The sequence below is a fragment of the Blastococcus sp. OS1-29 genome (genome assembly GCF_057628075.1).
In genome coordinates this window covers 42,896-69,885 of sequence record NZ_JBXXJK010000006.1, presented here as the reverse complement: position 1 = coordinate 69,885, position 26,990 = coordinate 42,896, and the positions used below count along the sequence as shown (strand labels likewise).

The 26,990-nt window shown below is 71.2% G+C and carries 31 protein-coding genes and 1 pseudogene; 13 read left to right on the top strand and 19 right to left on the bottom strand.

Annotated elements, in window-relative coordinates:
• The first annotated feature begins 23 nt into the window (after positions 1-23).
• From AC2H4J_RS16165 to AC2H4J_RS16150, 4 genes are all read left to right on the top strand, one after another.
• A complete protein-coding gene (locus AC2H4J_RS16165; RefSeq protein WP_487465902.1) occupies positions 24-1,094 on the top strand; it encodes a hypothetical protein in 1,071 nt (356 codons plus the stop codon).
• Between the two features lie 4 nt (positions 1,095-1,098).
• Entirely contained in the window at positions 1,099-1,326 is a 228-nt protein-coding gene (locus tag AC2H4J_RS16160; protein ID WP_487465901.1) for a hypothetical protein, read from the top strand.
• 78 nt (positions 1,327-1,404) lie between these two features.
• Complete coding sequence (lipA, locus tag AC2H4J_RS16155) at positions 1,405-2,379, top strand: lipoyl synthase (RefSeq protein ID WP_487465900.1); 975 nt, start codon at positions 1,405-1,407, stop codon at positions 2,377-2,379.
• A gap of 59 nt (positions 2,380-2,438) precedes the next feature.
• On the top strand, positions 2,439-3,263 hold the full coding sequence (locus tag AC2H4J_RS16150; protein WP_487465899.1) for a DUF4191 domain-containing protein: 825 nt from the start codon (positions 2,439-2,441) through the stop codon (positions 3,261-3,263).
• Between the two features lie 70 nt (positions 3,264-3,333).
• Here AC2H4J_RS16150 and AC2H4J_RS16145 read toward each other — a convergent pair whose 3' ends face one another.
• The gene (locus AC2H4J_RS16145; protein ID WP_487465898.1) at positions 3,334-3,747 is read right to left on the bottom strand and encodes an RDD family protein; all 414 of its coding nucleotides are present in this window, start codon (positions 3,745-3,747) and stop codon (positions 3,334-3,336) included.
• A 132-nt stretch (positions 3,748-3,879) separates the two neighbouring features.
• On the opposite strand from AC2H4J_RS16145, the gene glnA reads away from it, so the two are divergent.
• Positions 3,880-5,313, top strand: coding sequence for a type I glutamate--ammonia ligase (gene glnA, locus AC2H4J_RS16140; RefSeq protein ID WP_487465897.1), 1,434 nt, complete (start codon positions 3,880-3,882; stop codon positions 5,311-5,313).
• Here glnA and AC2H4J_RS16135 read toward each other — a convergent pair.
• The 5 genes and pseudogenes from AC2H4J_RS16135 to mobF form a co-directional block, all read right to left on the bottom strand.
• The gene (locus AC2H4J_RS16135; RefSeq protein WP_487465896.1) at positions 5,204-6,283 is read right to left on the bottom strand and encodes a site-specific integrase; all 1,080 of its coding nucleotides are present in this window, start codon (positions 6,281-6,283) and stop codon (positions 5,204-5,206) included. The genes glnA and AC2H4J_RS16135 overlap by 110 nt on opposite strands.
• The gene (locus AC2H4J_RS16130; RefSeq protein WP_487465895.1) at positions 6,284-6,484 is read right to left on the bottom strand and encodes a hypothetical protein; all 201 of its coding nucleotides are present in this window, start codon (positions 6,482-6,484) and stop codon (positions 6,284-6,286) included.
• A gap of 47 nt (positions 6,485-6,531) precedes the next feature.
• Positions 6,532-6,855: a hypothetical protein gene (locus AC2H4J_RS16125; protein WP_487465894.1), complete on the bottom strand. Its 324-nt coding sequence runs from the start codon at positions 6,853-6,855 to the stop codon at positions 6,532-6,534.
• Positions 6,856-7,138: 283 nt separating this feature from the next.
• On the bottom strand, positions 7,139-7,354 hold the full coding sequence (locus AC2H4J_RS16120) for a helix-turn-helix transcriptional regulator (protein ID WP_487465893.1): 216 nt from the start codon (positions 7,352-7,354) through the stop codon (positions 7,139-7,141).
• A 208-nt stretch (positions 7,355-7,562) separates the two neighbouring features.
• A pseudogene (mobF, locus tag AC2H4J_RS16115) lies at positions 7,563-10,236 on the bottom strand (MobF family relaxase); the annotation flags it as partial.
• A 780-nt stretch (positions 10,237-11,016) separates the two neighbouring features.
• Here mobF and AC2H4J_RS16110 point away from each other — a divergent pair.
• The gene (locus AC2H4J_RS16110; protein ID WP_487465892.1) at positions 11,017-11,586 is read left to right on the top strand and encodes a dihydrofolate reductase family protein; all 570 of its coding nucleotides are present in this window, start codon (positions 11,017-11,019) and stop codon (positions 11,584-11,586) included.
• Between the two features lie 182 nt (positions 11,587-11,768).
• Here AC2H4J_RS16110 and AC2H4J_RS16105 read toward each other — a convergent pair whose 3' ends face one another.
• Positions 11,769-12,197, bottom strand: coding sequence for a DUF3995 domain-containing protein (locus AC2H4J_RS16105; protein ID WP_487465891.1), 429 nt, complete (start codon positions 12,195-12,197; stop codon positions 11,769-11,771).
• 267 nt (positions 12,198-12,464) lie between these two features.
• A complete protein-coding gene (locus AC2H4J_RS16100; RefSeq protein ID WP_487465890.1) occupies positions 12,465-12,758 on the bottom strand; it encodes a hypothetical protein in 294 nt (97 codons plus the stop codon).
• Positions 12,759-13,747: 989 nt separating this feature from the next.
• Here AC2H4J_RS16100 and AC2H4J_RS16095 point away from each other — a divergent pair.
• Positions 13,748-14,068 carry a DUF2510 domain-containing protein gene (locus tag AC2H4J_RS16095; RefSeq protein ID WP_487465889.1) on the top strand — a complete coding sequence of 107 codons (321 nt, stop codon included), beginning with the start codon at positions 13,748-13,750 and terminating at the stop codon, positions 14,066-14,068.
• A gap of 59 nt (positions 14,069-14,127) precedes the next feature.
• Here the strand turns inward: AC2H4J_RS16095 and AC2H4J_RS16090 are convergent, their stop codons facing one another.
• The 3 genes from AC2H4J_RS16090 to AC2H4J_RS16080 form a co-directional block, all read right to left on the bottom strand.
• Positions 14,128-14,727, bottom strand: coding sequence for a hypothetical protein (locus AC2H4J_RS16090; RefSeq protein WP_487465888.1), 600 nt, complete (start codon positions 14,725-14,727; stop codon positions 14,128-14,130).
• Positions 14,728-15,118: 391 nt separating this feature from the next.
• Entirely contained in the window at positions 15,119-16,024 is a 906-nt protein-coding gene (locus tag AC2H4J_RS16085; RefSeq protein ID WP_487465887.1) for a cupin domain-containing protein, read from the bottom strand.
• 34 nt (positions 16,025-16,058) lie between these two features.
• Positions 16,059-16,661: a TetR/AcrR family transcriptional regulator gene (locus AC2H4J_RS16080; protein ID WP_487465886.1), complete on the bottom strand. Its 603-nt coding sequence runs from the start codon at positions 16,659-16,661 to the stop codon at positions 16,059-16,061.
• A 290-nt stretch (positions 16,662-16,951) separates the two neighbouring features.
• Here AC2H4J_RS16080 and AC2H4J_RS16075 point away from each other — a divergent pair, with 290 nt between their 5' ends.
• The 3 genes from AC2H4J_RS16075 to katG all read left to right on the top strand — a co-directional run bounded on the left by AC2H4J_RS16075 (position 16,952) and on the right by katG (position 20,114).
• The gene (locus AC2H4J_RS16075; protein WP_487465885.1) at positions 16,952-17,332 is read left to right on the top strand and encodes a hypothetical protein; all 381 of its coding nucleotides are present in this window, start codon (positions 16,952-16,954) and stop codon (positions 17,330-17,332) included.
• Between the two features lie 107 nt (positions 17,333-17,439).
• Complete coding sequence (locus AC2H4J_RS16070) at positions 17,440-17,898, top strand: Fur family transcriptional regulator (protein WP_487465884.1); 459 nt, start codon at positions 17,440-17,442, stop codon at positions 17,896-17,898.
• Complete coding sequence (katG, locus tag AC2H4J_RS16065; RefSeq protein WP_487465883.1) at positions 17,895-20,114, top strand: catalase/peroxidase HPI; 2,220 nt, start codon at positions 17,895-17,897, stop codon at positions 20,112-20,114. Before AC2H4J_RS16070 ends, katG begins: the two co-directional genes overlap by 4 nt.
• 19 nt (positions 20,115-20,133) lie before the next feature.
• On the opposite strand, the gene trxA is transcribed toward katG, so the two are convergent.
• From trxA to AC2H4J_RS16045, 4 genes are all read right to left on the bottom strand, one after another.
• Positions 20,134-20,580: a thioredoxin gene (gene trxA / locus AC2H4J_RS16060; RefSeq protein ID WP_487465882.1), complete on the bottom strand. Its 447-nt coding sequence runs from the start codon at positions 20,578-20,580 to the stop codon at positions 20,134-20,136.
• A complete protein-coding gene (locus AC2H4J_RS16055; protein WP_487465881.1) occupies positions 20,580-20,942 on the bottom strand; it encodes a hypothetical protein in 363 nt (120 codons plus the stop codon). The genes trxA and AC2H4J_RS16055 overlap by 1 nt, the downstream gene beginning before the upstream one ends.
• A gap of 107 nt (positions 20,943-21,049) precedes the next feature.
• Positions 21,050-21,544: a hypothetical protein gene (locus tag AC2H4J_RS16050; RefSeq protein ID WP_487465880.1), complete on the bottom strand. Its 495-nt coding sequence runs from the start codon at positions 21,542-21,544 to the stop codon at positions 21,050-21,052.
• A gap of 79 nt (positions 21,545-21,623) precedes the next feature.
• Positions 21,624-22,352 (bottom strand): glutamine amidotransferase, encoded by a 729-nt coding sequence (locus AC2H4J_RS16045; RefSeq protein WP_487465879.1) that lies wholly within the window; start codon positions 22,350-22,352, stop codon positions 21,624-21,626.
• Positions 22,353-22,517: 165 nt separating this feature from the next.
• Here AC2H4J_RS16045 and AC2H4J_RS16040 point away from each other — a divergent pair, with 165 nt between their 5' ends.
• The gene (locus tag AC2H4J_RS16040) at positions 22,518-22,910 is read left to right on the top strand and encodes a VOC family protein (protein ID WP_487465878.1); all 393 of its coding nucleotides are present in this window, start codon (positions 22,518-22,520) and stop codon (positions 22,908-22,910) included.
• Between the two features lie 4 nt (positions 22,911-22,914).
• Here AC2H4J_RS16040 and AC2H4J_RS16035 read toward each other — a convergent pair whose 3' ends face one another.
• From AC2H4J_RS16035 to fdxA, 4 genes are read right to left on the bottom strand one after another with little or no spacing between them, the layout of a single operon-like run.
• The gene (locus tag AC2H4J_RS16035; protein ID WP_487465877.1) at positions 22,915-23,652 is read right to left on the bottom strand and encodes an MgtC/SapB family protein; all 738 of its coding nucleotides are present in this window, start codon (positions 23,650-23,652) and stop codon (positions 22,915-22,917) included.
• Between the two features lie 30 nt (positions 23,653-23,682).
• Positions 23,683-24,807 carry a 5-methyltetrahydropteroyltriglutamate--homocysteine S-methyltransferase gene (locus AC2H4J_RS16030; protein WP_487465876.1) on the bottom strand — a complete coding sequence of 375 codons (1,125 nt, stop codon included), beginning with the start codon at positions 24,805-24,807 and terminating at the stop codon, positions 23,683-23,685.
• A complete protein-coding gene (locus AC2H4J_RS16025) occupies positions 24,804-25,526 on the bottom strand; it encodes a helix-turn-helix transcriptional regulator (protein WP_487465875.1) in 723 nt (240 codons plus the stop codon). Before AC2H4J_RS16025 ends, AC2H4J_RS16030 begins: the two co-directional genes overlap by 4 nt.
• Positions 25,519-25,869, bottom strand: coding sequence for a ferredoxin (fdxA, locus tag AC2H4J_RS16020; RefSeq protein WP_487465874.1), 351 nt, complete (start codon positions 25,867-25,869; stop codon positions 25,519-25,521). The genes AC2H4J_RS16025 and fdxA overlap by 8 nt, the downstream gene beginning before the upstream one ends.
• Before the next feature lie 45 nt (positions 25,870-25,914).
• On the opposite strand from fdxA, the gene AC2H4J_RS16015 reads away from it, so the two are divergent.
• Positions 25,915-26,190, top strand: a complete 276-nt coding sequence (locus tag AC2H4J_RS16015; protein ID WP_487465873.1) for a hypothetical protein — start codon at positions 25,915-25,917, stop codon at positions 26,188-26,190.
• Between the two features lie 31 nt (positions 26,191-26,221).
• Complete coding sequence (locus tag AC2H4J_RS16010) at positions 26,222-26,926, top strand: hemerythrin domain-containing protein (RefSeq protein WP_487465872.1); 705 nt, start codon at positions 26,222-26,224, stop codon at positions 26,924-26,926.
• Positions 26,927-26,990 lie beyond the last annotated feature (64 nt).

The window sequence follows — 26,990 nt, the reverse complement described above, 5'->3', positions numbered from 1 at the left end:
CGATCAACTCGGAGGTGCAGCTCGTGTTCCGCAAGAAGTCACGCGGTCAGGTCATCGGCGCCGAGCTCCAGGAGGGTTTCGCCCACATCGGGGTGGCGGCCACCGAGGCCGGCCGCCTCGCGGCCGAGCAGCTCGGTCCACGGGTCGCCGCCGCCCGCGAGGCGGCCGGCCCCCGGCTCGACGCCGCCCAGAAGGCTGCCGCCGCCAAGGTCGCCCCGAAGGTCGCGGCGGCGGTCGCTGCCGCAGCTCCGGCGGTGGCCTCGGCTCGGGACACCCTCACCCCCCGCGTGGAGGCCGCGCGCGACGCGATCGCCCCGCGCGTGGAAGCGGCGCGGGAGGCCGCGGCCCCACGGGTGGCGTCCGCGGTGAGCGCCGCCCAGGATGCCGCCGCCCGGGCCGCCGCCGATCTGGCGCCCCGCGTGGAGGCCGCCCAGAAGGCCGCGCAGAAGGCACTGAAGGACGACGTCGTGCCCCGGCTCGAGGACGCGCAGAAGGCAGCCGTCGCGTACGCGGCCCCGCGGGTCGCCGCGGCCAGGGTCGCCGTGGCGCCGGCGCTCGAGAGCGCCCGCGAGACGCTGGCGGCCGGGGTGGACAGCGCGCTGAGCGAGCTCGATGCCCGCCGCGCGGAGCTCGTGGCCACCGCGGAGAAGTCCGGCCGAAAGGCCCGCAAGACGGCGAAGAAGGCCCGCAAGACCGCCGTCAAGAAGCGGCAGGAGTTCGAGAAGAAGGCCTCGGCCACCGCCAAGCAGGTCAAGCGCCGCACCGGCGTCGAGAAGAGGTCCCGGCGCTGGCCGTGGCTGCTCGCCGTCGCCGCGCTCGCCGCCGGCGCGGCGGTGCTCCTGCGTGGGAAGAAGCAGGACTCGTGGACGCCGGCCCCGGCCGGTGACGGCCCGGTGCCCAGCTACCGCGAGGATCCGGTGCCGAGCGCGCCGAGCACCACCGGCACCGTCTCGGACGCGGAATTCGCCGCCGGCGACTCCACCCCCGACGACACCGACCTCGGCATGCAGCCCTCGGAGATGGCCGAGGGCGACGAGAGCGATTCCGTCCGGGACGACGTCCGCGGCCCGGGCATCGACGGGGACAAGGCCTGAGCCGGTGTCCACCTCCGACAGCGACTCGGGCAAGCAGGTCTCCACGGCGACGGAGGCCTCCAGCGACGCCGCGCCGGCGGAGTCGGACCTGGGGGTCCGCGACGCCGAACTGGCCACCGGCGACGGTCCCGAGGACGCCGACGTCGACATCCAGCGAGCGCCCGAGCCGTTCAGCGGCGGCGGTGGCTCGGCAGCGGGACCGACGGCAGGACCCGACGACAAGCAGGTCTGAACCGCTCCACCCCCTACGGACGACGCCCCTGCTGCAGCTGCAGCGGGGGCGTCGCCGTCTGCGAGTACCGTGGAGATCATGAGTGAGACGGCCGCTCCGGCACATTCTTCGGGTTCCCCGCTCGAGCCGGCCGGCCGCAAACTCCTCCGCCTCGAGGTCCGCAACAGCCAGGTGCCGATCGAGCGCAAGCCCGAGTGGATCAAGACGCGGCTGAAGACCGGCCCGGAGTACACCGAGCTGAAGTCACTGGTCCGCCGCGAGGGCCTGCACACCGTCTGCGAAGAGGCCGGCTGCCCCAACATCTACGAGTGCTGGGAGGACCGCGAGGCCACCTTCCTCATCGGTGGCGACCAGTGCACGCGGCGCTGCGACTTCTGCCAGATCGACACCGGCAAGCCCGCCGAGTTCGACGCCGACGAGCCGCGCCGGGTCGCCGAGAGCGTCGCGACCATGGGCCTGAAGTACGCCACGGTCACCGGTGTCGCCCGTGACGACCTGTCCGACGGCGGCGCCTGGCTGTACGCCGAGACGGTGCGCCAGATCCACGCCCAGCTGCCCGGCTGCGGCGTCGAACTGCTGATCCCCGACTTCAACGCCGAGCCCGCGCAGCTGGCCGAGGTCTTCTCCTCGCGGCCCGAGGTGCTCGCGCACAACGTCGAGACGGTGCCCCGGATCTTCAAGCGGATCCGGCCGGGCTTCCGGTTCCAGCGCTCGCTCGATGTCATCACCGCCGCCCGCGAGGCCGGCCTGGTCACCAAGTCCAACCTGATCCTGGGCATGGGCGAGGAGCCTCACGAGGTCGTCGAGACCATGCAGGCCCTGCACGACGCCGGCTGCGACCTGCTCACGATCACCCAGTACCTGCGGCCGTCGCCGCGGCACCACCCCGTCGTCCGGTGGGTGAAGCCCGACGAGTTCGTGCAGTTCCAGAAGGACGCCGAGGCGATCGGCTTCCCGGGCGTCCTGGCCGGGCCGCTGGTGCGCAGTTCCTACCGGGCCGGCCGGCTGTACCAGCAGGCGATCGAGGCCCGCGGGCTCTCCCACCAGGCCTGACACCACTCCTCCGGGTCGGCACTCGGGGAAGTGACCGCCGTCGCCCGTATCCTCTGGGCATGGCACGCAGCAAGCCCTCAGACGCGACCGCTCCCGGCGGCAAGGCAGGCCGAAGCCCGAACGCCGGCCGTGGCCGTTCGGGCGCGACGGCCTCCGGCAAGGCCCCGAAGCTGGACAAGAAGGGCCAGCCGAAGGTGGGCCGGCTGAAGAAGCTCGCCGGCCAGGCGGGGATGATCAAGCAGGCCTATTCGCTGACGCGGAAGAACGACCCCAAGCTCCCGTGGATCATGTTGATCGCCTTCGTGGTGGTCGCGGCCCTGGTCGAGCTCGTCGGCATCCTGTTGAGCTCGCCGTTCGTGTTCATCCCGCTCGCGGTGATCACCGGCGGTCTCGCCGCGCTGGTCATCTTCGGCCGCCGCGCGCAGGGCTCGGCGTACCGCCAGGTGGAGGGCCAGCCCGGCGCGGCGGCCTGGGTGCTCGAGGGCATGCGGGGTGACTGGCGGGTCACCTCCGGGGTCGCCGGCACCGCGCAGCTCGACGCCGTGCACCGCGTGCTCGGGCGGCCGGGCGTGATCCTGGTCGCCGAGGGCGCGCCCAGCCGCGTCCGGGGGCTGCTCGCCCAGGAGAAGAAAAAGGTCGCCCGGGTCGTCGGTGACACCCCGATCTACGACATCGTGGTCGGTGACGCGGACGGCCAAGTGCCGCTGCGCAAGCTCAGCAACCACGTCATGAAGCTGCCGCGCAACCTGAGCGCCGGTGAGGTCAACGCCCTCGGGCGGCGGATGAGCGCGATGGGCGGGGCCCGCATGCCCGTGCCCGGCGGCCCGCTGCCGGGCGGCAAGCAGATGTCGATCAGCCAGCGCCAGGTGCGCCGCAGGGGCTGACGACCCGCGCCGAGTCATACGAACTCGTGGCGATCAGCGCGGCTGATGGCCACGAGTTCGTAGGACTCGATCACGCCCGATCGCGGACGACGGCGGTGTCGGTGAGCCGGTCGTGCAGCCCGCGGCCGTCGGCGTCCACGAGCAGCGCGGGCACCAGCAGGCACAGCAGCGCCGTCCGGACGACGGCCCGCCACAGGGCGAGCCGCTCCCCCGGCCGCGGATGGGCCAGGCGCAGGCCGAGCAGCCGCATGCCGGGCGTCTGCCCGAAGGCGACCAGGCTGACGAGCGTGACCGCGACGAAGGCGACCAGGCTCCAGTTGCGCGGCAGGGCGGGCGCAGTGAACAGCCCGGCGACGAAGAACGAGGCGACCGCGTCGATCAGGAATGCGCCGACGCGGGACTGGAAGCCGGCCAGGGAGCCCGGCCCCTCGGCCGGCAACCCCAGAGAGGCACCCCGGACGCGCTGCTGAGAGGCTGGTTCCACGTCCCTGACCATGTGCACGAGCGTAGTCACGGGCCCGGCGCGTTGTTACCGCCCCGAAACACTCGGGACACCAAGGGGCAACTCCCCGCTCGTAACGTGCGCGTCGGCCATCCGCCCACTACCGGAGGATCGATGTTCAACAGTCCCGACGAGGTCGCCGCCTACATCCGCGACAACGACGTCGAATACGTCGACGTCCGCTTCTGCGACCTGCCCGGCGTCATGCAGCACTTCACGATCCCTGCGTCGACGTTCGGCGAGGACACCTTCTCCGAGGGCCTGGGCTTCGACGGATCCTCGATCCGCGGCTTCCAGGCGATCAACGAGTCGGACATGCTGCTGCTCCCCGACGCGAACAGCGCCTTCCTCGACCCGTTCCGCCGGCACAAGACGCTGAACGTGAACTTCTTCATCCACGACCCGATCACTCGCGAGGCCTACAGCCGCGACCCGCGGAACGTGGCGAAGAAGGCCGAGGCGTACCTGGCGAGCAGCGGCATCGCCGACACCGCCTACTTCGGCGCCGAGGCCGAGTTCTACATCTTCGACTCCATCCGGCACGGCACCGGGATCAACGAGGGCTTTTACCACATCGACGCGGTCGAGGGCTCCTGGAACTCCGGCGCGCTGACGGGTGAGAACGGCGGCCCCAACCTGGGTTACAAGACGCGGGCCAAGGGTGGCTACTTCCCCGTCGAGCCCTTCGACCACCAGAGCGACCTGCGGGCGACGATGATGACCAACCTGACCAACGCGGGGCTGCAGCTCGAGCGGGGTCACCACGAGGTCGGCACCGGCGGCCAGGCGGAGATCAACTACAAGTTCGACACGCTGCTGCGGTCGGCCGACAGCCTGATGCTGTTCAAGTACGTCATCAAGAACACGGCGTGGGCCGAGGGCAAGAGCGTGACCTTCATGCCGAAGCCGCTGTTCGGCGACAACGGCTCCGGCATGCACTGCCACCAGAGCCTCTGGAAGGACGGCGAGCCGCTCTTCCACGCGGAGACCGGGTACGCGGGCCTCTCGGACATGGCCCGGCACTACATCGGTGGCCTGCTGGCACACGCCCCGTCGCTGCTGGCGTTCACCAACCCGACGGTGAACAGCTACCACCGGCTGGTGCCCGGATACGAGGCGCCGATCAACCTGGTCTACTCCGCCCGCAACCGCTCGGCGTGCACCCGTATCCCGATCTCGGGCGACAGCCCCAAGGCCAAGCGCATCGAGTTCCGGGTGCCCGACCCGTCGGCCAACCCCTACCTCGCCTTCTCGGCGATGCTCATGGCCGGCCTGGACGGGGTCAAGAACAAGATCGAGCCGCCCGCGCCGGTGGACAAGGACCTGTACGAGCTGCCGCCCGAGGAGGCCCTGGGCATCGAGAAGGTGCCCGCGTCCCTGGACGCCGTCCTCGACCGGCTCGAGGTCGACCACGACTACCTGATCGAGGGCGGCGTCTTCACCCCCGACCTGATCGAGACGTGGATCGAGTACAAGCGGGAGTTCGAGATCGACCCGATCCGTCTCCGCCCGCACCCGCACGAGTTCGCGATGTACTACGACATCTGAGTCGAACAGCGGGCTGACCTGCGGTTTTATCGCAGGTCAGCCCGCTCAGTCCCCAACCAGTCCCCACGAGCGGCCAGCACAGCACCCACAGCGGCCGTGCGGACTCGTCGCTGTCGGGCCACAGGTGGCCGTAGGTGTCCAGCGTCGTCTTGGCGCTGCCGTGCCGAAGCCGGTGCTGGACGACCTTGACGTCGAGGCCGCTGCCGATGAGCAGCGAGGCCAGGTAGTGCCGCAGATCGTGGAAGCGAAAGGCCTCGGGAAGCCCGGGGACCTTCGGCCGAGCCGAGCGGATCGCGCGCTCGATCGCCCATGTGGAGGTCTGCCGGCCGGCGCCGTCGGTGACGACGTAGTCCCCGCCCCATCGGGCCACCGCCGCCGAGAGCTGCACCGACAGCTCCTGCGGGATGGGGAGCGGCGTGCGGGACGTCTCGCTCTTGAGCGGCTCCCCGTCACGCTGCTGCACCGGCCGCACGACACCGCGCATGAAGTCGACGTCCCAGATCCGCAGCCCGACGACCTCGGCGGTCCGCAGCCCAACGAACGCCCCGAGCAGGATCGCCGGGCGCAGGTGGTCGGCGACCGCGTCGTGCAGCGCCCACACCTGCTCGGTCGTGGCCACGTAGGGACGCTGACCGCCGGCTCCTGGTGAGGTGCGGCGCGAGCACGGGTTGCGCGCCAGCAGCCCGTCGTGCACGGCGTCGTTCATGACCTGCGACAGCCGCGAGTGCAGCGCGTAGACGTAGCTGTCGGCCAGGCCGGCGGCCTTGAGCTCCACCGTCCACGAGCGGACCGAGGACGGCCGCACCGCCGAGAGCGGCATCGGACCGAACGCGGCGGTCATCTGGGCGACGTGCACCCGCGCCTGCCGCACCGTGCGCGGGCGGCGGGTCGCGTAGCCGGACAGCCAGGTCGAGCACCACTCGTCGACCGTCGTCCGGGCGGTCTTCGGGTCGACGTAGGTGCCGGTCACCTAGCTGGTCGTGACCTCGTCGAGCCACCGCTGCGCCTTGGACTTCTCCTTGTCGGCGAAGGCCTGCGTGACCTCCTTGCCCGCGGCGTCCTTGTAGCGCGCCCGGTAGCGCATGCCCCGCCCGTAGCGGGGACTCTGCACGCGCTTCCCCGTGGCCGGGTCCGTGACGTACCACCGGTCCTGGATGCTGCGAAAAGCCATGACCTCTCCGATCGCAACTCAGGCGGAGCGAGGACGCCGACCCAGCATCACGAGGCCGATCCCTCTGCGGCGACCCGCGCCTCGAGCGCCTCGCGGGCCAGTTGGGAGATGGTTTTGCCTTCCCGGTCGGCGATCCGGGCGGCGCTGTCCCGGACGCGGGGGTCGACGCGGAAGGCGATGCGCGGTGAGACGGCGGCCCGGCCGGTCAGGGACGGGCGGCCGCCGCGGCGCCGGACCTCGTCGACGATTCCCGCGGCCTTCTCCTCGGTCAGCCGGGTTCCGTCGGCCAGCCGGACGTCGTCCCGGTCGAGGTCGACATCGGGTCCGATCGGCGTGCTGGAGGTAATGAGTGGCGGGGTGCGCTCGGTCACGGGCTGTCTCCTCGGAGGCGGGTCGGCATGACGTGGATGACCAGCAGGTATAGCTGGCCGCCGTCGGCCGGCTGCACCTCGACGGCGATGATCTCCAGTTATCGGCCTCGTTCGTCAAGGCCCACGTAAAGCCACGCGTCGGCCCCGCTGGTGGCGGTGACCGGCACCGGTCGGGTGCCGGCCAGGACGTGGCGGGCGGAGGCCCGGCCGATGCGGTGCTTGCGCGCCGACCGGGTAAACCGGATCCCCAAGCCACCAGTATTGTCAGACACAACATGATCCGTCAAGAGTGACCGCCGTGGTCCTGGCCGTGCCGGGCGTCGACCCAGGCGCGCAGGTCGTCGGAGCGGTAGAGGACGCGGCGGCCGAGGCGGAAGCTGCGCGGGCCGGTGCCGAGGTGGCGCCAGTAGCGCAGGGTGGCCACGGGGGCGCGCAGGAGCTCGGCGGCTTCGGTGATCGTGAGCAGCTCGGGTTCGCGGCCGGCGGTGTGGTCAGTCATGGTCGGCTCCGGTGTGGTCGGTGGGCTGGGCCCCGTCACCTACAGAAGGCGCCAATCGGGGTCCGTTGGTGACAGCCGACCGCCAGATCCTGCCGGGATTCTCCAGTCGGTCTGCAGTCGCCGGTGCGGCTCATCGCCCGAGGCCGGGGGCGGCGCCACCCCGGGTGAGGGACGGACCGCGACGCTCGGACTCCGGCCGCGGAACGGCGGGGTGCGCATAGCGGGCGGCTTCGCTGGCGGCGAGCTGCGCGGCGTGGCTGGGGCCCAGGTCGGCGCGATCGCGGCCGAACACCGCCATCCACTGCTGCCGCGCCTCGGCTGGGTCGGTGGCCACCAGGTGCGCGGTGTTCGCGGTGCGGCCGCGGGGTCATGCCGACGTATGCCGATGCGGCGCCGGTGTGCTCCCCGATCACCACGTGCGCCGAGGTGGCGGTGTCGCCCTGCACCCCGTGCGCGGTGGTGGCGTAAGCCAGCTCGATATGGATGGTGACGTAGCCGGCGGGCAGCACCCGCTCCCCCACTCCCGACGGGGTGACACCCGGGGCGACACCGGGCGGGACGGCGCGGGTCGGGGTGACGTCGGCTGGGGCGACGGTCAGCGCCCCGGAGGGACTGACGGCGGTGACGGTCCAGATGTGGCGGTTGGCCACGCCCAGCGCTCGGTCGTTGCGGCGGGTGGCGATCCGGTCCCCCGCGCCGATCCGCTCCCCCGCCCCGGTGACCGCGACCCGGGCGTCGTCGACCCAGCCCTCGGCGACCAGCCGCCCCCGGATCGTGGCGTTGAGCTCGCTGACCTGCTCGCGGGTATCCGCCACGACGGCGAGGTCGCCTGCCCGGCCGTCCCTGGCGGCGATTGCGGCCAGCGCCTGCTGCAGCGCCCCGGAGTCGGGGTGCAGGCAGATCCGGCCGCGGGCGAGGAGCGCGTCGAACACCGCGCCCGGGTTGTCACCCCGCCGCATCGCCAACGTCACCTCGGCGTACTCACCGTCCGGAACCGACTGGCCCGTGCCGTCGGTGCGGGTGAAGCGGTGCACCGACTCCAGGGTCAGGCAGGCGGCCGGGTCGAGCTGGTCGGCGGCGAGGTCGAGGACGCCGCCGCGGCCGACCGCGGCGAGTTGGTGGCGGTCACCGAGCAGCGCGAGTCGCGCCCCGGCCTCGTCGGCGACGGTGAGCAGGGCGCGGGCGGTGTCCTGGTCGAGCATGCCGGCCTCGTCGATGACCAGCAGATCCCCGGGCCGCAACCTTCTCCGGTCGTGCGGTGACGTGTAGGTGCGGCCGGTGACGGGGTCTACCTCGCCGACGGCGAGTCGGGTCCATTCCCCGTGCTCGTTCCACCGCCAGCCGTGGGCGTAGACGAGGGCCGCCGCCGACCCGGCTACGGCGCCGACCTCCGCGCTCGCGACCTTGGCGGCCTTCAGGGTCGGGGTCACCAGGATCAGTCGGCGCCCCTGCCGTTCGAGCAGGCGGCGGGTGGCGGCCAGGGTGGTGGTCTTGCCCGCCCCCGCGGCGCCCTCCACCACCATCAGCGGTCGGTCGCCGGCCAGGGCGGCGACCACCGCGGCCTGCCCGGCGTCCAGCCCGGCGACGGGCCCTACCGGCAGCAGTTCCGGCCGCCCCCTGTCCGGGGCCGCATCGCCGGCGCGGGCGGCGAACCGGGTGACCAGGTCGGCCTCCACGGCGAGCACCGGCCGGGAGGTCCAGGACCGGATGTGCTCGGGCACCCTCGCCCGGTCCAGCAGCGGCACACATCGGCCCAGGGCGCGGGCGGTGACGTCCTCAGCCAGCTCGAGGCGCACCGCGGCGTCGGTGACGACGTTCTCGGCGGCGATCAGCCGCTCGACCTCACCGCGAATGTCCCCGGCGTTCCACGCTGACCGGCTGGCGGCCAGCCGGGCCAGCACCCGATCGGCGGCACGGTCCCGGTCCAGCGCGCCCACGGCAGTCGGGGGCAGGGCGACCGGCCCGCCCGGGTCGCGGTAGCCCAGACCGGCCAGCTCCGTCCGCCAGCGGTCCTCCAGGTGCACCCCCGGTTGGGGGATCACCTTGTCGGGGCGGCCCTCGGCCCACGCCCGGGCATCCCACGCGCGCCGCAGCGCCGGACCGGGCTGTTCGCCGGGGTGCGCCTGCATCCACTCGCGTTCGTAGCGGTCCAGATTGCGCCCGATCTGCGCCGCCCGCGCACTGAACGGGCCGACGTACTCGGCCAGCTCCAGTACTTCTCCAGTCGCATCCAGGGTGAAGCCGTGGGCGGCCAGCGCGGCCCGGAATTGGGGATCGCAGGCGACGGCCGCGTGCCCGATGCCGTTGATCGCCGCGAGGAAGTCGCGGACGCCGAGGGTGTGCAGCCCGCGCCATTTCCCGGCGGCGAACACCCGCGCGTTGAGCTGCAGGTGCAGATGCCGGTGCGGATCCTCCGCGCGCGAGGTGTAGTGCCGCACCGTCACCGCCTCCAGCGCCTCCACCGGCACCTGCACCTGCCCGTCCCGCGGGCCGACCCGCGTGGTGGCGTGCTGGGAGAGCCAGCCCACGATCTGCGCGGCGGCCCGGTCCTGGGCCGCGTCATACGCCTCCGCGATGTCCGGGTGCACCGCGGCGGCCAGCGACCAGGACTTCGGGCCGTTGACCACCACCTCCACGAACCGCACCGCGCGCTGGTCGGTTCGCAGCCGCCCGCGCCCCGCACCGGTGTCCGGGTCCACACCGGCGACCCAGACCTCATAGGCATCGCCGCTCAGCGGCTCGAGCTCCTGCACCCGCTCGGCGGCAGCGGTGAAGCGGCGGGCGACGCCGGTGCCCTCGGCCAGGTAGTAGTCATCCGCCCGCCCGCGATCGGCCTCCAGATACGCCCGGGCCGCCGCCGGCGAGCCGGCGTAGACCTTCATTCCGCCATGCAATTCCAACCCCGCCCAACAATGACCAACAAGTCACCCAGAAACGGCGATGGGCCCCGCAAAGCGGGGCCCGTACTACCTCTATTGGTAGCATGCGTGCCGTTCTCTTGGGATAGCTTTCGTTGCGACAGAGCAGGCCCAATCCAGGGCGATGTGCGGGGAGTCGAAGTTTGGATTGGCTAGAAGCGTCGATAACCGTTGAATAGTTTAGGCGCGCGAAGGAGTTGAGCGAGAAGCGCGCCGCCGGGGGCTACAGCCTGGTTGCCCAGGCGCTTCTCGCCGCCCACCTGCCGGGCGCACCCGGGCCTTGTCTGACCGTGGTGATCCGGGAGTCGGCACGTCGAGCAGGAACTGCCCCGCCGACAGACCGCTGTGGCGGGGGTTCCGCTGGCGCGCCAGTTGTCGTCCCCTTGCGGGAATCATCACAGGGCAGGTCTTGCGGAACACCCTCCGGGGACTCCCCAGCCGGAGCTGCGGCGTTCCCGTTCGCGGGTCGTCTATCGGGACGACGCCGAGTCCGGCAGTGAGATCCAGCTTCGGATGGAGAACCGGCGTTAGCCGCCTTGTGTCCGCTGCGAGAACCGGACCCTGTGCCCAGCCGCTACGGGCGCATCTTCTGCGCCCGCCCCGGCGTTCGGTGGCACATTCGCGATCTGGTCGCGCCACGACCGTGGCGAGCAGGTGCATCGCAGCGCCGATGAGAAGTGCGCGCCGCAGTGGTCTCAGTAGGGTCCGGTCAACGCGCGGCGCGCAACACGGGAGAGCGACCAGGTGAGACCACTCCGATACTCGATCAACGTCACGCTCGACGGCTGCTGCCACCACGAGGCAGGGCTCCCCCCGGACGAGGAGTCGATGCGCTACTGGACCGCTCAGATGGAACGAGCCGATGCCCTGCTTTTCGGCCGGGTGACCTACGAGATGATGGAGTCAGCGTGGAGGCGGCCGGCGGCTGGCACCTGGCCTGAATGGATGGGTGAGCGGGAGATCCCGTTCGCCGAAACCATCGACCGAGCGAGAAAGCACATCGTCTCGAGCACGTTGAGCGAGGTCGACTGGAATGCCCAGCTGGTGCGAGGCGACTTGCGGGAAGCGGTTCAGCGACTCAAGCAGGAGCCAGGCGAGGGCCTGTTCCTGGGTGGCGTGACGCTCCCCTTGGCGTTGGCAGACATGGGACTGATTGACGAGTACGAGTTCCTTGTGCAACCGGTACTTGCCGGACATGGTCCGACGTTGCTCGCCGGTCTGCGCGAGCGCATCCAACTCGAGCTCGTCGATCGCCATGAGTTCCGGTCGGGGGCGGTCGCCATACGCTGCCGGCCCACGCGAGGGGCAGCCTGACGTGACTTGTCCGGCACGTGGCCGCTGCCTCGCGACGGGACTGCGCTCAAGGCAAAAGCACCCCGACGATGCGCCGTCCCAGCATGCGCGTACCAAGACCCGCGCTGTGCAGCGCAAAGTTGCGTAATCGGCGTGCCGGTAGCAGCGCAGACGGTGGCGCTTGTGTGCTAGTAGCCGTTGGCCTACCCGGTACCGGGTGAGCTTCTGCGTGAGAGCCAGAGGAAGATGACCAGCGCCGTACCCCAGGTGAAGAACAGCGGGTCCCACAGGTAGGCGTGCCCCCTCATCGCCTCGGGGTCGTAGCCGCCCTCGGGACGGATCAGTCCGGCGAGCACCGCGGCGCTTACGGTCGTGTTGACGCCGCCGTAGGCGATCAGCAGCAGCCCACCGGCCCAGCTGACGGCACGCCAAAACTTCGCCCAAGGCACCTTGCCGTAGGCGACGCCGATAGGGATCGTTGCGGCCAGCAGCTTGAGCAGCGCGATGAGCCCCAGCGCGATCCCTGCTGCGAGCGGCGCCTCCGCGGACAGGTCCACCGCCCACTGGCCCACTGTCGCCAGCAGCCACTGTCCGCCGAGCGCCCGATACAGGCTGGCCGCAGCGTGCAGCACCCCAGCTACGCCGGCTACCCACACCAGGACGTGCGGGAGCCGACGCCTCCGCCAGTGTGTCATCGTGCGCAGGCTATCGAGAGCATCTCGTCCGGTCGACGATCCTCTAGGGTCGCCCGCCCCGGGCCGCCCAATCATTCAGTTCGTTCACGATGCGCTCCAGCTGGGCGCGCCTACTCGGAAGCGGCCACCCCACTGTCGCATCGAGTCGCAAGACCGTGCCGTCCGTCAGGAGTGCCAGGACGCCGTTCGCCTGCGCCAATCCGGTCAAACCTCGCGCCGGCAACCGAAACTGCTCCACGTCACCTCGCCGAAAGACCCTTGTCCGCCAGGCGTTTCGAACGAAGAGGGTGTCATCCACGCCACTTCTACCTTCAGCATCAGCGCCCTCACCCACGAAAGCGTCCAGACGGCGGCGAAGGCGGAGAAGAAGGTCGTGCCGACCGCATCTACGTCGGTAGAGGCGGAGACCAAGACGGGGAGAACGACCAGACAGAGCCCGATGACAACAACAGCCGACACGACGATGCGTAGTGCCAACTGAGGCCGGAACGTGGTCACCCCCTTCGGCCGACTCGAACTCGTCATGGCCCCTCTAATCGCAGTCGATGTGCCAATCGCCCCAGTCCTTGCTCAAGATAGGCAATTGGAAGCCGAAGAACACACCGGTACCGCAGACTATCTGTCCCCCGTACCAGTCACCGTTGTTGGTTCCCGCTCGGTGCCCCATCTGGAAGCAACCTCCCGCATAGTAGGCCGCGCAGATCTGCCCATTTCCCGGATCCTGCTCCTGGGGGGTCGCAGAGGTGTAGCCGATCGATCCGCCGGACTTTGGGCCACCGCCCCTCCACCAGCCTCCGAAACCGGTTCCCCCGACAGTGACCTGGGTTTGGGAGCCGGCCTACGACAGGCCCAGACACACCGCGAGACAGACATCCCCCCGAAGTTCAGTCCACTCCCCCGGCGCCTCCCACAACCCGCCTGATCCGGCTGGCGCTGGTCGAGGGAAGGGTCGGCCGCAGGCCGATCCCGAAGGGACGCGAAGCGCCCTTCCCGCGACCGAGTCAGCCGGCACGCTGATGGGGTGGGAGACGCGTCGCCGACACCGCGAGCGTTCCGACGTCCGAGCCGATTCCGTTCCGCAACCAGGTGTCAAGACATGGGCCCGACCGCCGCGCGCGTCAGCGGAGCGCTGCCACCAGTCCCCATCCAGTCCCCAGAAGGTTCAACAAGACCCATCCGTCTCCGAACATAGTCAACGATGGAAGTGCAGGTCAGGCGTCATATCAGCGAAGAGCCAAAGGTGCTCAATCACGCGGGGGGAGTTCGCGATGTACTACGACATCTGATCAGCACTCGCTCATGACATGCGGGTGCACCCGGAGGCTGAGTCCGTAGACCGCAGAGTCCGCACGAGCCGCCAGCACCGCACCAACGGCGGCTCGTGCGGACTCGTCACTGTCGGCCTCAGGTGGCCGTAGGTGTCGAGCGTCGTCTTCGCGCTGCCATGCCGGAGCCGGTGCTGGACGACCTTGACGTCCACGCTGCCTATGACGATCCGTACCTGTGCCTGGGGCGTGCCATGGCGAACAATCGCCGCATTGGCTTCGACGATCGCAGCGGTCGGATGCGGCTGTGTATGGCTCGGGGTCGGGCTCGCTCCTGCCGGCCGGCGCGGCGGCACCCGCGCCCGCAATAGTGCGGGCATGGGGCTTCCGCCGGCTGGTTTCAGCCGAGGTGCCGCTGGATGGCACGAGGACCCGCGAGACCCGTCGGCCGGCCGCTGGTTCGACGGTCACAATTGGACGCCGAATGCCCAGCCCCGACGGCGACCCGCGATGCGGTGCCCCCTCCCGCGATACCCACGGTGATCGCAACGTGCAGCACCGCTTCTCTCCCCCGTCAGATTGCCGGGGGTGAGGCGGACGGACTAGAAGCCGACAAATGCTCGGAGGAACTTTCCGGCGACCGTTGCAACGTTCCCGGCTGCAATGCTCCAGTCGACGGGTTCTCCGCCGCTCTTGGAACTGGGCGGCGTCGCTGCTCTTGTCGGTTTCACCGGATTCGCTATCCAGGCTGCCAGGAGCTTCTCTCCTTCCTGTGCCAGTAGGCCGATGCACACCATGAGCTGACGGCGTGCAACATCTACCGGAAAGCCCGGGGAAATTGGGAAAGCGGTGTGTAGCGTCGGCTGCCCGCTGGCCGCATCAAGTCCGAGCGACGGCAGGCCGCGGTAGGCGAAGGACGACGACAACAGCTTGTCGGGTGCTGTGATGCTGATTCCGGTGTACTGCACCAACGCGCACAGGCGACCCGCGGATACGTGCATATCCGTGTCATCGTCCCAGCGCTGCTGCTCGTAGGTGAGGATGACGATACGACCGACCGTCACGAGATAATGCGGGTTTCGATCTGGAGACAGTCCCCGCTTCAGGGCGGCGTCATCCTCGGATATAGACCATCCCTTCTCGCGATCGAAGATGTCGTCGAGTACCCATGTCTTTATGCCCTTGGGCGGATCCCAGTCCACGACGACCCCCGGATGATTGTGCGGGCCAGGTGCAGGCGCCAGGCTAGCGCCGGGATTCGGTCCGTAGGCCCGCTCCGGTCGTCGCGTGCGTACTACCGCGAGAAGCCGCTGCATCCCGCTGTGATCGCGCTTCTACCGAGCCGCCCTGTCCACGCACGCTTGAATGCCCGCCCGTGTGCACGAACCACGTCCGCCGGCGAGCGTCGGATGTCTCGACGGACCCCGTTACCTCGAAGGTGGCCCAGCGCGGAGCATCATGCGCGCCTGCCGCGATCTTCTGCCGGCGCAACTCGCTGGCAGTCCAGCGAAGGCCCGCTCGGGGTGCGGGTAGGGCAACAGGAGAGGGCCTGCCCGGGACGTCGTCCCGCGCAGGCCCTCTGCGCGTGTGCGGCTACCCGGCGGGTGGGGCGAACAACTCGAACTCGAGGCCGTCCGGGTCGCGGGTGACGAAGCCGGAGCCGTAGGGAGCGTCGGTGATCGACCCGGGCTCAGCCCCCCGTTCGGCGAGCGCGTGCTGCCAGCCGACCAGCGCGTCCCGATCCGCGCAGGCGATCGCGACGTGCTGCACCCCGGCCGAGGCGTCGGAGCCGAGCGTCAGCATCCAGCCGCCGTCGGGACTGAGCAGGACGACGTGGCCCGTGCCGTCGTCGGCGATCTCGCCGTCGACCCGGACGAGCCCGAAGTTCTCGCGGTACCAGGCCTCGCTGCGCCGCAGGTCGGTCACCGCGAGGGCCATGTGGTTGACCGGCCCGAGCGACGGCTGCGCCGGGCCGGCGACCGCCCTGGCCGCGTCCTCCTCCATGGGCGGGCCGACGACGTGGGAGTCGTGCTCCTCCACGAGCCGGCTGAGCGTCCCGCCGTCGACGTTCACCTCACCGGGATGAGGCAGGACGTTCGCGGGGGCCGGTACGCCACCGTCCTGGACCATGCGGAGGAAGCTGTCGTCGTCGTGGATCATCAGCATCCGCGCCGGGACGGAGCTGGTGACCCGGAAGGTGTGGTCCGTGCCCACCGGGACCACGGCGTAGGTGCCGGGGCGGGCGACCACCGTCTCGTCCCCGCAGCTGAGCACGACCTCACCCTCCAACAGGTAGAACGCGTCGTTGAGCCCCTGGTGCACGTGCCGGGGCGGTGAACCGCCGGGCGGCACGGTCAGCTCCAGCACGATCGGCGCGGTCGGGCCGTCGGCGGGGTTGCGCAGCACGGCCAGCGTGTCGAGGAACCACCATCCGGGACTGGTCCCGGAGTCGGTGGCGATGCGTCGTCCGGTTCGGGCGGCGGGGGCGGTCGTGGTCATGGTTGCTCCCCAATACGGATCGTTCGGTGTGGGTCTACTTCTCCTGCGGTCCCCCGTGGTCGTCCTGCAGCGCCGCGACGAGGCGGTCGATGGCCCAGGCCACCGCCCGCTGAGCGTCGGCGTCGTCCATCCCGGTCTCGTCGGCGACCATGACCCACGAGGCGGAGCTGCACAGATGGGCGATCACCGCGACGGCCCAGCGCGCCTCGTCGGCTCCGACCCCGGCGGTCAGCGGTTCGAGCGTGGAGGTGATCGCCTCCACGCGCTGCCTGCGCACCCCGGAGCGGGCCGTGCGGCCCGCGGTGGTCCGGACGAGCGCGCGCGTGAGCTCGGGACGAGCCGAGAGGCGACGGGCGGCGTCGAGCAGGCTCGCCGAGATCTGCTCGGGGCCCGAGACGTCGAAGGGCACGCCGAGAGTCGCGTAGAGGTGCTCACCGGCGGCGTGCAGCAAGGCGGCCCGATCCGGGAAGTAGCGGTACAGCGTGCGCAGCGAGACCCCCGCAGAGCGGGCGATCTCGCCCATCGACACGTCGTCGACACCCTTCGTCTCCAGCTGCGCGAGCGCCGCCTCGAGCATGGCCGTGCGCGCTTCCTGCACCTGCCGCTGCCGGAGCGAGGCGGTCTGTGCGGCTGACATGACACGACCGTGTCACTTCGACACGAGCGTGTCAACGCGTTGACGCGAGGAATGTCACCGGTCGTTCCCGGCGTTGATACCGGACGGCAACGCCGCTGCTCCCATACTGGGAAGGTGCCCGAGAGGCACGGATCGGCCGAAGGACGCGAACCGCACGAGCGGCGCACCGGCCAGGTCACCGGCAGAGCAGCCGGTCGCAATGACGCGAGCCACCACGAACCTGCGCAGACACCGCTGTCTCGCTCCACCCGAAGGCGATCCGATCGCCGCCAATCGAGACGGATGTCCAGATGATCAGCGGACGACCCACCCCCATGACCGACGACCACGGGGACCAGTTCCCCGGCGCCCTGCCGCCCGTCACCGAGTACCGCGCCGCATCCTCGGAGCGCGTGGCGCGCATGCAGGCCGACTACGTCCACAAGGCGAACTCCCTCGTCGAGGCCGGTCGCGACGACCTCGCGCACGAACTCGCGGTGAGCTTCGCCGAGGAGACCGGCTCCCCGCGGCACCCGGCCGGACGGCACACTCCCACCCGCGGCCAGGGCGGACGGCGGCCCGGGAAGGGCAGCCGGCTGGGCCGGCTCACCCGGCGGTCGCTCCGCCGCTTCGACCAGTACACGCTCGACGTCTTCAACCCGGGTACGCCCTACCGGCGGTCCGACCGCTGACCGCCCGCCCCGAACCAGTGCGGCCCCCGACCTGCCCGCCAGGTCGGGGGCCGCACTGCGTCGGCCGCGGATTTGATCCGATCCAGAAAACGCGACAGACTCCAGAGGTGCCGACGACGACGGAGCTCGCAGCCCTGCTGCGGAACTCCACCCTGCGGGTCACGCGGCCGCGGCTCGCGGTGCTCGCGGCGGTGCACGCCCATCCGCACGCCGACACCGACACCATCGGGCAGGCCGCCCGGCAGGATTCCGGCGAGGTGTCGCACCAGGCCGTGTACGACGTCCTCCGCACGCTGACCGACGTCGGCCTGATCCGCCGGATCCAGCCCGCAGGGTCCGTGGCCCGCTACGAGGCTAGGGTCGGCGACAACCACCACCACCTCGTCTGCCGGTCCTGCGGCGGCATCGTCGACGTGGACTGCGCGGTCGGCGACACCCCGTGCCTGACCGCGTCGGACGGGGCGGGCTACCAGATCGACGAGGCCGAGGTCATCTACTGGGGCCGGTGCCCCGAATGCGCGTCCGACAAGTCCGAGGAACCAGCGACAGGGAGAGAACAGACGTGACCGAGCACAACGGGTCGAGCGACAAGACGGCGACCGCGAGCACCAGCGAGAGCGAAAACCCGGGGATGCCTTCCCCGCAGCCGGCGCAGCACCGGCCGCGGACGAACAAGGACTGGTGGCCCAACCAGCTCGACCTGTCCGTCCTGCGGCAGCACGCCCCCGCCTCCAACCCGTTCGGCGGCGACTTCGACTACAGGAAGAAGTTCGCCGAGCTCGACGTCGAGGCGCTCAAGCGCGACCTCACCGAGCTGATGACGACCTCGCAGGACTGGTGGCCGGCCGACCACGGTCACTACGGCGGCCTGTTCATCCGGATGAGCTGGCACTCCGCCGGCACCTACCGCATCGAGGACGGTCGCGGCGGTGGCGGCAGCGGCTCCCAGCGGTTCGCACCGCTCAACAGCTGGCCGGACAACGCGAGCCTGGACAAGGCGCGCCGCCTGCTGTGGCCGATCAAGCAGAAGTACGGCTCGAAGCTCTCCTGGGCCGACCTCATCGTCTTCGCCGGCAACGTCGCCCTGGAGTCGATGGGCTTCCAGACGTTCGGCTTCGGGTTCGGGCGCGAGGACATCTACGAGCCCGAGGAGATCTTCTGGGGTCCCGAGGACACCTGGCTCGGCGACGAGCGCTACAGCGGTGACCGCGAGCTGACCGGTCCGTTCGGTGCGGTGCAGATGGGCCTCATCTACGTCAACCCGGAGGGCCCGAACGGCAACCCGGACCCGCTGGGCTCCGCCCGGGACATCCGCGAGACCTTCCGGCGCATGGCCATGAACGACGAGGAGACCTTCGCGCTCATCGCCGGCGGCCACACCTTCGGCAAGACCCACGGTGCGGCGCCGGCGGAGGACTACGTGGGGCCGGAGCCGGAGGGCGCTCCGATCGAGGAGCAGGGCCTGGGCTGGAAGAACCGGTTCGGCAGCGGCAAGGGCCGCGACACGATCACCAGCGGCCTCGAGGTCACCTGGACGCCGACGCCCACCAAGTGGGACAACAGCTTCCTGGAGACCCTGTACGGCTGGGAGTGGGAGCTCTCGGAGAGCCCGGCCGGCGCCAAGCAGTGGGTGGCGAAGGACGCGCCGAACATCATCCCCGACCCCGAGACCAACGAGCCGTCGCGCAAGCCGACGATGCTCACGTCGGACATCGCGCTGCGTGAGGACCCCATCTACGACGCGATCGGCCGCCGCTTCCTCGCCAACCCTGACCAGTTCGCCGAGGCGTTCGCGAAGGCCTGGTACAAGCTGCTGCACCGCGACATGGGGCCGGTCTCGCGCTACCTCGGCCCCTGGGTCGCCGAGCCGCAGCTGTGGCAGGACCCGGTCCCGCCGGTCGAGGGGCAGCTGATCACCGACGCCGACATCACCGCGCTCAAGGCGACGATCCTCGACTCGGGCCTGACCGTGCAGCAGCTCGTCACCACCGCGTGGGCGTCGGCGGCCAGCTACCGGCACACCGACAAGCGCGGCGGCGCCAACGGTGCGCGGATCCGCCTGGAGCCGCAGCGCAACTGGACGATCAACGAGCCCGAGAAGCTCGCGCCGGTGCTGCGGACGCTGGAGGAGATCCAGCAGGCGTTCAACGTCTCGCAGTCGGGCCGGACGGTCTCGCTGGCCGACGTGATCGTGCTCGGCGGGGCCGCCGCGATCGAGAAGGCTGCGAAGGACGCCGGCGTCGACATCACCGTGCCGTTCACACCGGGCCGGACCGACGCCACCCAGGAGCAGACGGACGTCGAGTCCTTCCAGGTGCTCGAGCCGCGGTATGACGGTTTCCGCAACTACCTCCGGGACGGCGTGAAGCTGCCCCCGGAGAAGCTGCTCGTGGACCGCGCCTACATGCTGTCGCTGGCGCCGCCGGAGATGACCGTGCTGGTCGGTGGCCTGCGCGCCATCGGCGTCAGCCGGGACGGACACGGCGTCTTCACCGACCGGCCGGGCGCGCTGACCAACGACTTCTTCGTGAACCTGTGCGACATGGGCCTGGAGTGGAAGGCGTCGGAGTCGGCCGAGAACGTCTACGACGTCCGTGACCGCGCCACCGGCGAGAAGAAGTGGACGGCCACCGCGGTCGACCTCGTCTTCGGCTCGAACTCCGAGCTCCGGGCGCTCGCCGAGGTCTACGCGGCGGACGACGCGAAGGAGAAGTTCGTGCGCGACTTCGCGGACGCCTGGAACAAGGTGATGGAGCTCGACCGGTTCGACCTGCACAGCTGACCCGATCGGCGACCGGCGGCTAGCTCGAGCCGCCGGTCGTCGCGGTCAGCGCGTCGGAGAGCCACCGGCGCAGCGCCGGCTCCGGTGCTGCGCCGGCCTGGCGCGCGACCACCCGGCCCCGGTCGAGCACCATCAGCGTGGGAATCGAACGGACCTCGAACCGCCTGCTCAGACCGGGCGCCCGGTCGACGTCGACCTTCACGAGCTTGATCCGGCCGGCGTAGTCGTGGGCCAGGCGCTCCAGGGCCGGACTCACCATCCGGCAGGGCCCACACCACGTCGCCCAGAGATCGAGCAGCACCGGTACGGGAGCCCGCTCGGCCACGTCGGCGAAGTCGCTGTCGCCGGCGTCGCTGATCCAGGGCAACGGCTGCCGACACTTCCCGCAGCGCGGTGAGCCCGACGCCGCCGCCGGTACCCGGTTGCGCTGCCCGCAGTGCGGGCACGCGGTCACTCCACCGGCCATCATGTCCTCCTCCCGCCGACCCGCTCGTCGAGGTACTGCAGCAGCTCGTGGGCCGCCAGCTCGATCTCCTTGTGGCCCCATTCGGCGGCCCGGTAGTGACACGAGATGATGCCCATCCGGTGCACTCGGCGGAAGTCGCCGAACACGAACGCGTAGCGGGCCTTCGTCTCCTCCGCCGCGCCCTCGGTGAGACCCAGGTGCCAGGCGCCGTACTCCCGCCACGAGTGCCGTTCGAGGAACTCGTTCGCGTCGGCCGCCGACGGCTGGACGCGCCCCCACTCGCTGCGCAGCACGTACTGGCGCGCGTCGATCAGCTCCCGGGCACGCGCCACCCCGGCCCCGTTGACCACGTACGTCGGCACGCGGTCAGTCCAGCAGCAACCGCGCCACCGCGTCGACCCGGGATCCAGAGTCGGTGTCGCGGCGGATCGCGCTGGTCCGGCTCACGCCCACGGGCTGACGCGCGGCGTCACCGGCGATCCAGGACGACGTCCCAGGCGACCCCCGTCGCGCCGCAGTCGAAGCTCTGCACCGTCGACTCCGCGTAGCTCCCCACCAGGCGCCCGTCCCCGACGGCGAGGTCCAGCTCCCAGCGGGCGGTGCTGGTGGGCGCTCCCCCGCACGTGGGCGCGGCTCCCGGTGGCAGCGGCCCGACCGCCAGGTACCGGCCGCCGACGAACCGCAGCGGTGGGTGGCCGTAACCGGCGTCGAACGGCATCACCCGGCAGCGCTTGCCCGAGCAGTCGATGGTGAGGGTGACGCTGCGCGTGCCCGCGCACCGGTCGAAGCCGGCGCACCGGGTAGCCGTCCCGTCGCCGGACCACTCCCCCGCCAGCTGGTCCGACGTGACCGGCCGGCGGCCCGGCGGCGCTCCGCCGTCCGGACGCTGGACGACCAGGAGGTAGACGACGACCGCGATCGCGGCGAGGGCGAGGCCGAGGGCCGTCCACCGGCGCGCGCTCACGCTATGACCTGGGGCGCCGGCCCGCCGGCGGCTCCCACGGTGCATCGACGTCGGTCATGCCCCGCACCGTAGAACGGGATCAGCCGAAGCGGGCCACGAAGTTGGCCAGCATCCGGCCCGGCTCGGTGACGACGGCCGGCTGCAACGAGGCGACCAGCTGGTCCAGCTCGGCCGGCGGGAAGTAGCCCGCGTGCTGGTAGACCCGCACCCGGGTGAGCAGGCCCGGCAGGTCGAGCTCGGGGTGGAACTGGGTCGCGTACAGGTTCTGCTTCACCCGGAACATCTGCACGGGACAGGCCGCCGACGACGCCAGGAGGACCGCGCCCGGGGGCAGCACCGTGCAGGCCTCCTTGTGCCCGACGAACGCGTCGAACTCCTCCGTCATCCCGGTGAGGACCGGGTCGGCGAGCCCGTCCGCGGTCAGTCGCACGCGGACGGCGGAGATCGGCTCGGCGTAGGTCCGGTCGATGACGCCGCCCTGGTGCACCCCGAGCGTGCCGACGCCGTAGCAGGCGCCGAAGAACGGGAAGTCGCGCGCGACCACGTCGTCCAGCAGCGCCGACAGTTCCCGCTCGACGCGCTGCTGCACCGGCGACTTCTCCAGCGGCGGGTCGCTGGAGTTGAACGGTCCACCGCCGACGAAGATGCCGGCGTAGTCGTCGAGCTCGAACGACGGCAGCGGCGCGGCCTCCGTCCGCACGCGGTGCAGCCGTGCGGGCGGCAGACCGGTGACCCGGAGGAACGCCTCGTACTCGCCGTCGGCGGCCTCGGCCTCCGCGCGGGAGGAGAGCAGGAGAAAGGGCCGCACGGGCGGATCCTAGGTGGCGCCCATCGGTGGCCCGGCATCAGCCGAGAGCGACGACCGGCCCGGGCGCATCGGAGACGCCGTCGTCCCCCTTGGGTGGCGCGGGCATCGGGTCTACGGTCCGCGCCATCGTTGCGGGGGACTGATCCTTCAGTCAGGAGCAACCAGATGCTGAACACGAGCAGGGTCATGGCGAACATCCCGGCGGCCGACCTCACTCGGGCCCGGGATTTCTACGCGGACAAGCTGGGCGTGACCCCGGAGAGGGAACTCCCCGGCGAGGTGTTGGTGTACCGGACGGCCGGCGGCACCGAGTTCCAGATCTACCGCACCGACTACGCCGGCCAGGCGGGGCACACGATCGCCCAGTGGCACGTCGACGATCTCGACTCCGAGGTGCACGATCTCAAGGCCAAGGGCGTCACGTTCGAGACCTACGACCTGCCCGGCGTCCGGTGGGACGGCGAGATCGCCTCCATGGAGGGCATGGGTCGCGCCGCCTGGTTCAAGGACAGCGAGGGCAACACCATGTGCCTGGATCAGGCGTCCGGCCCGAGCTGACCGGTCACTGCTCGTCCAGCGGCTCCTCGGCGCCGGTGCGCGCCGCCCGCACGCCGGGGAGCTGCGCGACCTCCGCGGCCAAGGCCACCAGGTTCGCCCTGCCCGCCAGCGTCAGGGTGACGCTGGCTACGCGGTGGCCCTCCTCGGTGACCGACTCCCGGTCGACCTCGAGTCCGTGCACCGCCCAGCCCTGTTCGGTGCAGGTGGCCAGCACGGTGCGCAGCACGCCCTGCCCGTCGAGGTAGTCCAGCCGCAGCACCGGGATCTCGGCCCGGCGGCGGTACAACGCCCGTGCCAGCGGCGGGAAGCCCACCGAGATCACGAAGTGCCCCACCGTCGTGCCGACCGCCAGCAGCGGCAAGCCTGCGCCCGCCGCCATGCCCACCGCCGCGGCGACCCAGACCGTGGCCGCGGTGGTGAGCCCGCGGACGATGTCCCGGCGGACGAAGATCAGCCCACCGCCGATGAAGCCGATGCCGGAGACGACCTGCGCGGCGATGCGGGACGGGTCGATGCTGACCCCCGAGACCCCGATGAGGTCCCCGAACCCGTACTTCGACACGATCATGAAGACCGCGGCGCCCATGCCGACGAGGGTGTGGGTGCGCAGGCCGGCGCTCTTCGCGCGAACCTCGCGTTCGATGCCGATGAGCGCGCTGAGCACCAGCGCCAGCAGCGCCGGCAGCAGCAGCGCCGCCTGCCCGTCGCTGGACCAGAACGGCGCGGTCGGCCCGGTGATCACTCGTCTGCTCCCCCGTCGTCCGGGCTGTCGTCAGCCCCACACCTCCTCGGCAGTCTCGACGATCAACCGGAGCTTCGCGATCTGCTCGTCCCGGGTCAGCGCGTTGCCCTCGACCGTCGAGGAGAACCCGCACTGCCCGGAGAGAGCCAGCTGGTCCAGCGGCACGTACGTCGAGGCCTCCTCGATGCGCCGCTTGAGGTCGTCCTTGCGCTCGAGCTCCGGGCTCTTCGTCGTCACCAGGCCGAGGACGACGCGCTTGCCCGGCGGCACGAACCGCAGCGGCTCGAAGCCCCCGGACCGGGCGTCGTCGTACTCCAGGAAGAAGCCGTCGACGTCGAGGCCCCCGAACAGCGCCTCCGCGACGAAGTCGTAGCCGCCCTCGGCCACCCACGACGAGCGGAAGTTGCCCCGGCACAGGTGCGTGGTGACCGTGAGGGTGTCCGGGCGGCCGGCGAGCGCCTTGTTGATCTGCCGGATGTAGCGCTCGTGCAGGTGCTCGGCGTCCCGGCCCTGGGCGGCCAGGTCGGCTCGCTGCTGCGGGTCGTTGAGGTAGGCGAGGCTGGTGTCGTCCAGCTGCAGATAGGTGCAGCCCTGCGCCGCGATGCCCTGCACCTGCTGGGCGTAGGCGCCCGAGAGCGCGTCCCAGAACGAGTCCTCGTCCGGATAGACCGCCGGATCGATCGCGGCGGCTCCTCCGCGGTAGTGGACCATCGACGGCGACGGGATCGTCAGCTTCGCCGTCTGCCCCTCGCCCACCACCGACTGCAGGTAGGCGAAGTCCTCGCCGAAGATCGGCCGGTCGATGGCCAGCGGGCCGTCGACGTGCAGGCCGGCCGGCGTGAAGTCCAGGCTGCCGTCGGCGTTCTTGAAGTGGACGACGATGTTCTCGTCGGTCACCCTCGTGATGCCGTCGATCGCGTAGATGAAGTCCATGTGCCACGACGCGCGGCGGAACTCGCCGTCGGTCGCCGTCCGCAGCCCGATGTCGGCCTGCATCCGGACGATGTCGGCGATCGCCTCGTCCTCGATGCCGCGGAGCTCGGCGTCGTCGATCTCGCCGGCGGCGTGCCGCGCACGGGCGTCGAGCAGGTTCTCGGGGCGGAGCAGGCTGCCGACGTGGTCGGCGCGGAACGGCGGGCCGGAGGTATCGGTCATGGGGCTGAGCTTCGTCCACCGGCGGTGTCCGCACGGGACCGGGGGTCCGTCGGGCGCAGGTGGGCGATACAGAGGTCCGGCCGAACGAAGGGCTCCAGCGACGTCGCCGCCACCGGCGCCTGGAGCTGGTGCAGCGCCCCCTGCATGAGCCCGAGGTGCAGGGCGCAGACCACGTCCTCGCCGGCCTCGGCCACCTCCCGGAAGGGGCAGTGGTGCAGGTGAACCGCGGCGTGCGGCCCGGCCGGGTCATCGTGCACGGTGGGCTGGAAGCCGATGTCGTCCAGCAGCCGGTTCATCCGCGCCACCGCGGCGGCGGCGTCGAGCGGCGCCTCGCCGTCCGTCAGCCGCCGCCCCCAGGTCCGCCCGGCCTCCACCGCCGCCGGGCCACCGCCACCGAGCGTGCGCGCCAGGGCGGTGAGCATGCCGGCGAGCAGGCGGTAGCTGCGGGGTCCCCGCGCCGACCCGGGCCGCGCCCGGTACAGCAGCCGGGGACGCCCGCGCCCACCCGGCACGGCGGGCGCTCGCTCCACGTGCTCCTCCTCGACCAGGGCGGCGAGGTGGAACCGGACGGTGTTCGGGTGCAGGCCGGTGCGCTCGGCGATCTCGCCGATCGTCAACGGCCCGCCGGCAGCCCTGATCAGCGCGAGAACGGAGTCGCGGCGCGGCGCGCCGGTCGTCGCATCGACGAAGGCGCCCACCGCCACGTCATCGTCAGCCACGGTCGGCCAGCGGCGCGTAGCCGGCGACGAGCGGCGTGTCCGCGCCGACCACGCCGGTCTTCGCCGCCCCGCCCGGCGACCGGAGGGGTGCGTCTCGCCCGGGCAGGACGTCGGTGAAGAACGCCACGTTGTCGGTCTGGAACACCGACCACCTCTCCGGCAGGTCGTCCTCGTAGTAGATCGCCTCGACCGGGCAGACCGGCTCGCAGGCCCCGCAGTCGACGCACTCGTCGGGGTGGATGTAGAGCGCCCGTTCGCCCTCGTAGATGCAGTCGACCGGGCACTCGTCCACGCAGGCGCGGTCGAGGACGTCGATGCACGGCTCGGCGATCACATAGGTCATGGCGTCTCCTTGCTCTTACGGCCGGACGTGAGTAATTTTCACTATGTGGCTAGTGAAAAACAAGGGTTCGAGGTCGAGTCGGTCGGCGACCACGAATACCTGGTCCGGGTGCACGGCCCCGGCGAGGACGCAGAGGCCTGGCTGCGCGTGACACCCGAGGTGCTCGACGGCCTGGGCACCGATCTCGACGAGACCGCGGTGGTGCACCGCACGATCGCCTTCCTGCTGCGTCACCAGGACGCGACGGACTTCCCGTCCATCGTCGAGCTCGAGGACGTGCTGGCCAGCTATCCCGACTACCGGAGCGCCCTCACCGGGTGACCCGGACCGCCCGGCGCGAGAGGAGAAGGCCATGGGGGACACCCAGGCAGGCGGGCAGACGCTCGCCGACGAGCACAAGGTGCTGTGGCACGAGATCGAGGTCCGCCGCGGGGAGGTGCTGCAGGCCCTGGGCGACGGGGAGTGGCCCGTCCGGCAGCTGGCCCGGCTGGTCGACTACCTCCGCTCCGAACTGCTCGACCAGGCGGTGAACGAGGAGCGGCAGCTGTTCCCGCTGACCTCCGGGCAGCCCCACCCGGGGCTCGCCCAGCTCCTCGAGGACCACGTCGACCTGCGGGACGCGACGAACGCCCTCGACGGACTGGCGTCGCTGCCGGAGGACGACCGCGATCCGTCGCGGGTCGTCGCCCTGCTCGACGAGCTCGACGAGGTGCTCGAACGGCACCTGCACGCGGAGGAGGCCTTCCTCGCCGGCGCGGGCGGGTGGGGGATCACCGCCGGGCGACGACCGTTCCGCCCCCACGAGTGGTTCCGCCTGACCGAGGGTCCGGTGGTCGACGCGGACGCCCTGCCGCGCGAGGCCGCGACCGACCTGGTGCTCGAGCGGCTGAGCAGGCTGCGTTCCGGTGAGCAGGTGGAGATCCGGTCCTCGGCCCGGCTGCGCGCCCTCGAAGGCGCCTTCCAGCGACGCGGGATGACCGCCGACTACGGCTGGGCGATCGACGAGGAGCGACCCGGCCGCTGCCGCGTCCGCATCACCCGCCGGCGCCGCGACTGACGGCTCACCCGCGCGGGCGAGCTGCCTCTCCGGTGCTGCCCGCAGGGGTTGTCGTGGTCACTCG

What these genes read in the sequence shown, in the direction of transcription:
- lipA (WP_487465900.1), top strand. Translation starts at nt 1,405, where the DNA reads ATGAGTGAGACGGCCGCTCCGGCACATTCTTCGGGTTCCCCGCTCGAG.
- AC2H4J_RS16150 (WP_487465899.1), top strand. Translation starts at nt 2,439, where the DNA reads ATGGCACGCAGCAAGCCCTCAGACGCGACCGCTCCCGGCGGCAAGGCA.
- glnA (WP_487465897.1), top strand. Translation starts at nt 3,880, where the DNA reads ATGTTCAACAGTCCCGACGAGGTCGCCGCCTACATCCGCGACAACGAC.
- AC2H4J_RS16130 (WP_487465895.1), bottom strand. Translation starts at nt 6,484, where the DNA reads ATGGCTTTTCGCAGCATCCAGGACCGGTGGTACGTCACGGACCCGGCC.
- AC2H4J_RS16120 (WP_487465893.1), bottom strand. Translation starts at nt 7,354, where the DNA reads ATGACTGACCACACCGCCGGCCGCGAACCCGAGCTGCTCACGATCACC.
- AC2H4J_RS16095 (WP_487465889.1), top strand. Translation starts at nt 13,748, where the DNA reads ATGACGATCCGTACCTGTGCCTGGGGCGTGCCATGGCGAACAATCGCC.
- AC2H4J_RS16085 (WP_487465887.1), bottom strand. Translation starts at nt 16,024, where the DNA reads ATGACCACGACCGCCCCCGCCGCCCGAACCGGACGACGCATCGCCACC.
- AC2H4J_RS16080 (WP_487465886.1), bottom strand. Translation starts at nt 16,661, where the DNA reads ATGTCAGCCGCACAGACCGCCTCGCTCCGGCAGCGGCAGGTGCAGGAA.
- AC2H4J_RS16075 (WP_487465885.1), top strand. Translation starts at nt 16,952, where the DNA reads ATGATCAGCGGACGACCCACCCCCATGACCGACGACCACGGGGACCAG.
- trxA (WP_487465882.1), bottom strand. Translation starts at nt 20,580, where the DNA reads ATGGCCGGTGGAGTGACCGCGTGCCCGCACTGCGGGCAGCGCAACCGG.
- AC2H4J_RS16040 (WP_487465878.1), top strand. Translation starts at nt 22,518, where the DNA reads ATGCTGAACACGAGCAGGGTCATGGCGAACATCCCGGCGGCCGACCTC.
- AC2H4J_RS16030 (WP_487465876.1), bottom strand. Translation starts at nt 24,807, where the DNA reads ATGACCGATACCTCCGGCCCGCCGTTCCGCGCCGACCACGTCGGCAGC.
- fdxA (WP_487465874.1), bottom strand. Translation starts at nt 25,869, where the DNA reads ATGACCTATGTGATCGCCGAGCCGTGCATCGACGTCCTCGACCGCGCC.
- AC2H4J_RS16010 (WP_487465872.1), top strand. Translation starts at nt 26,222, where the DNA reads ATGGGGGACACCCAGGCAGGCGGGCAGACGCTCGCCGACGAGCACAAG.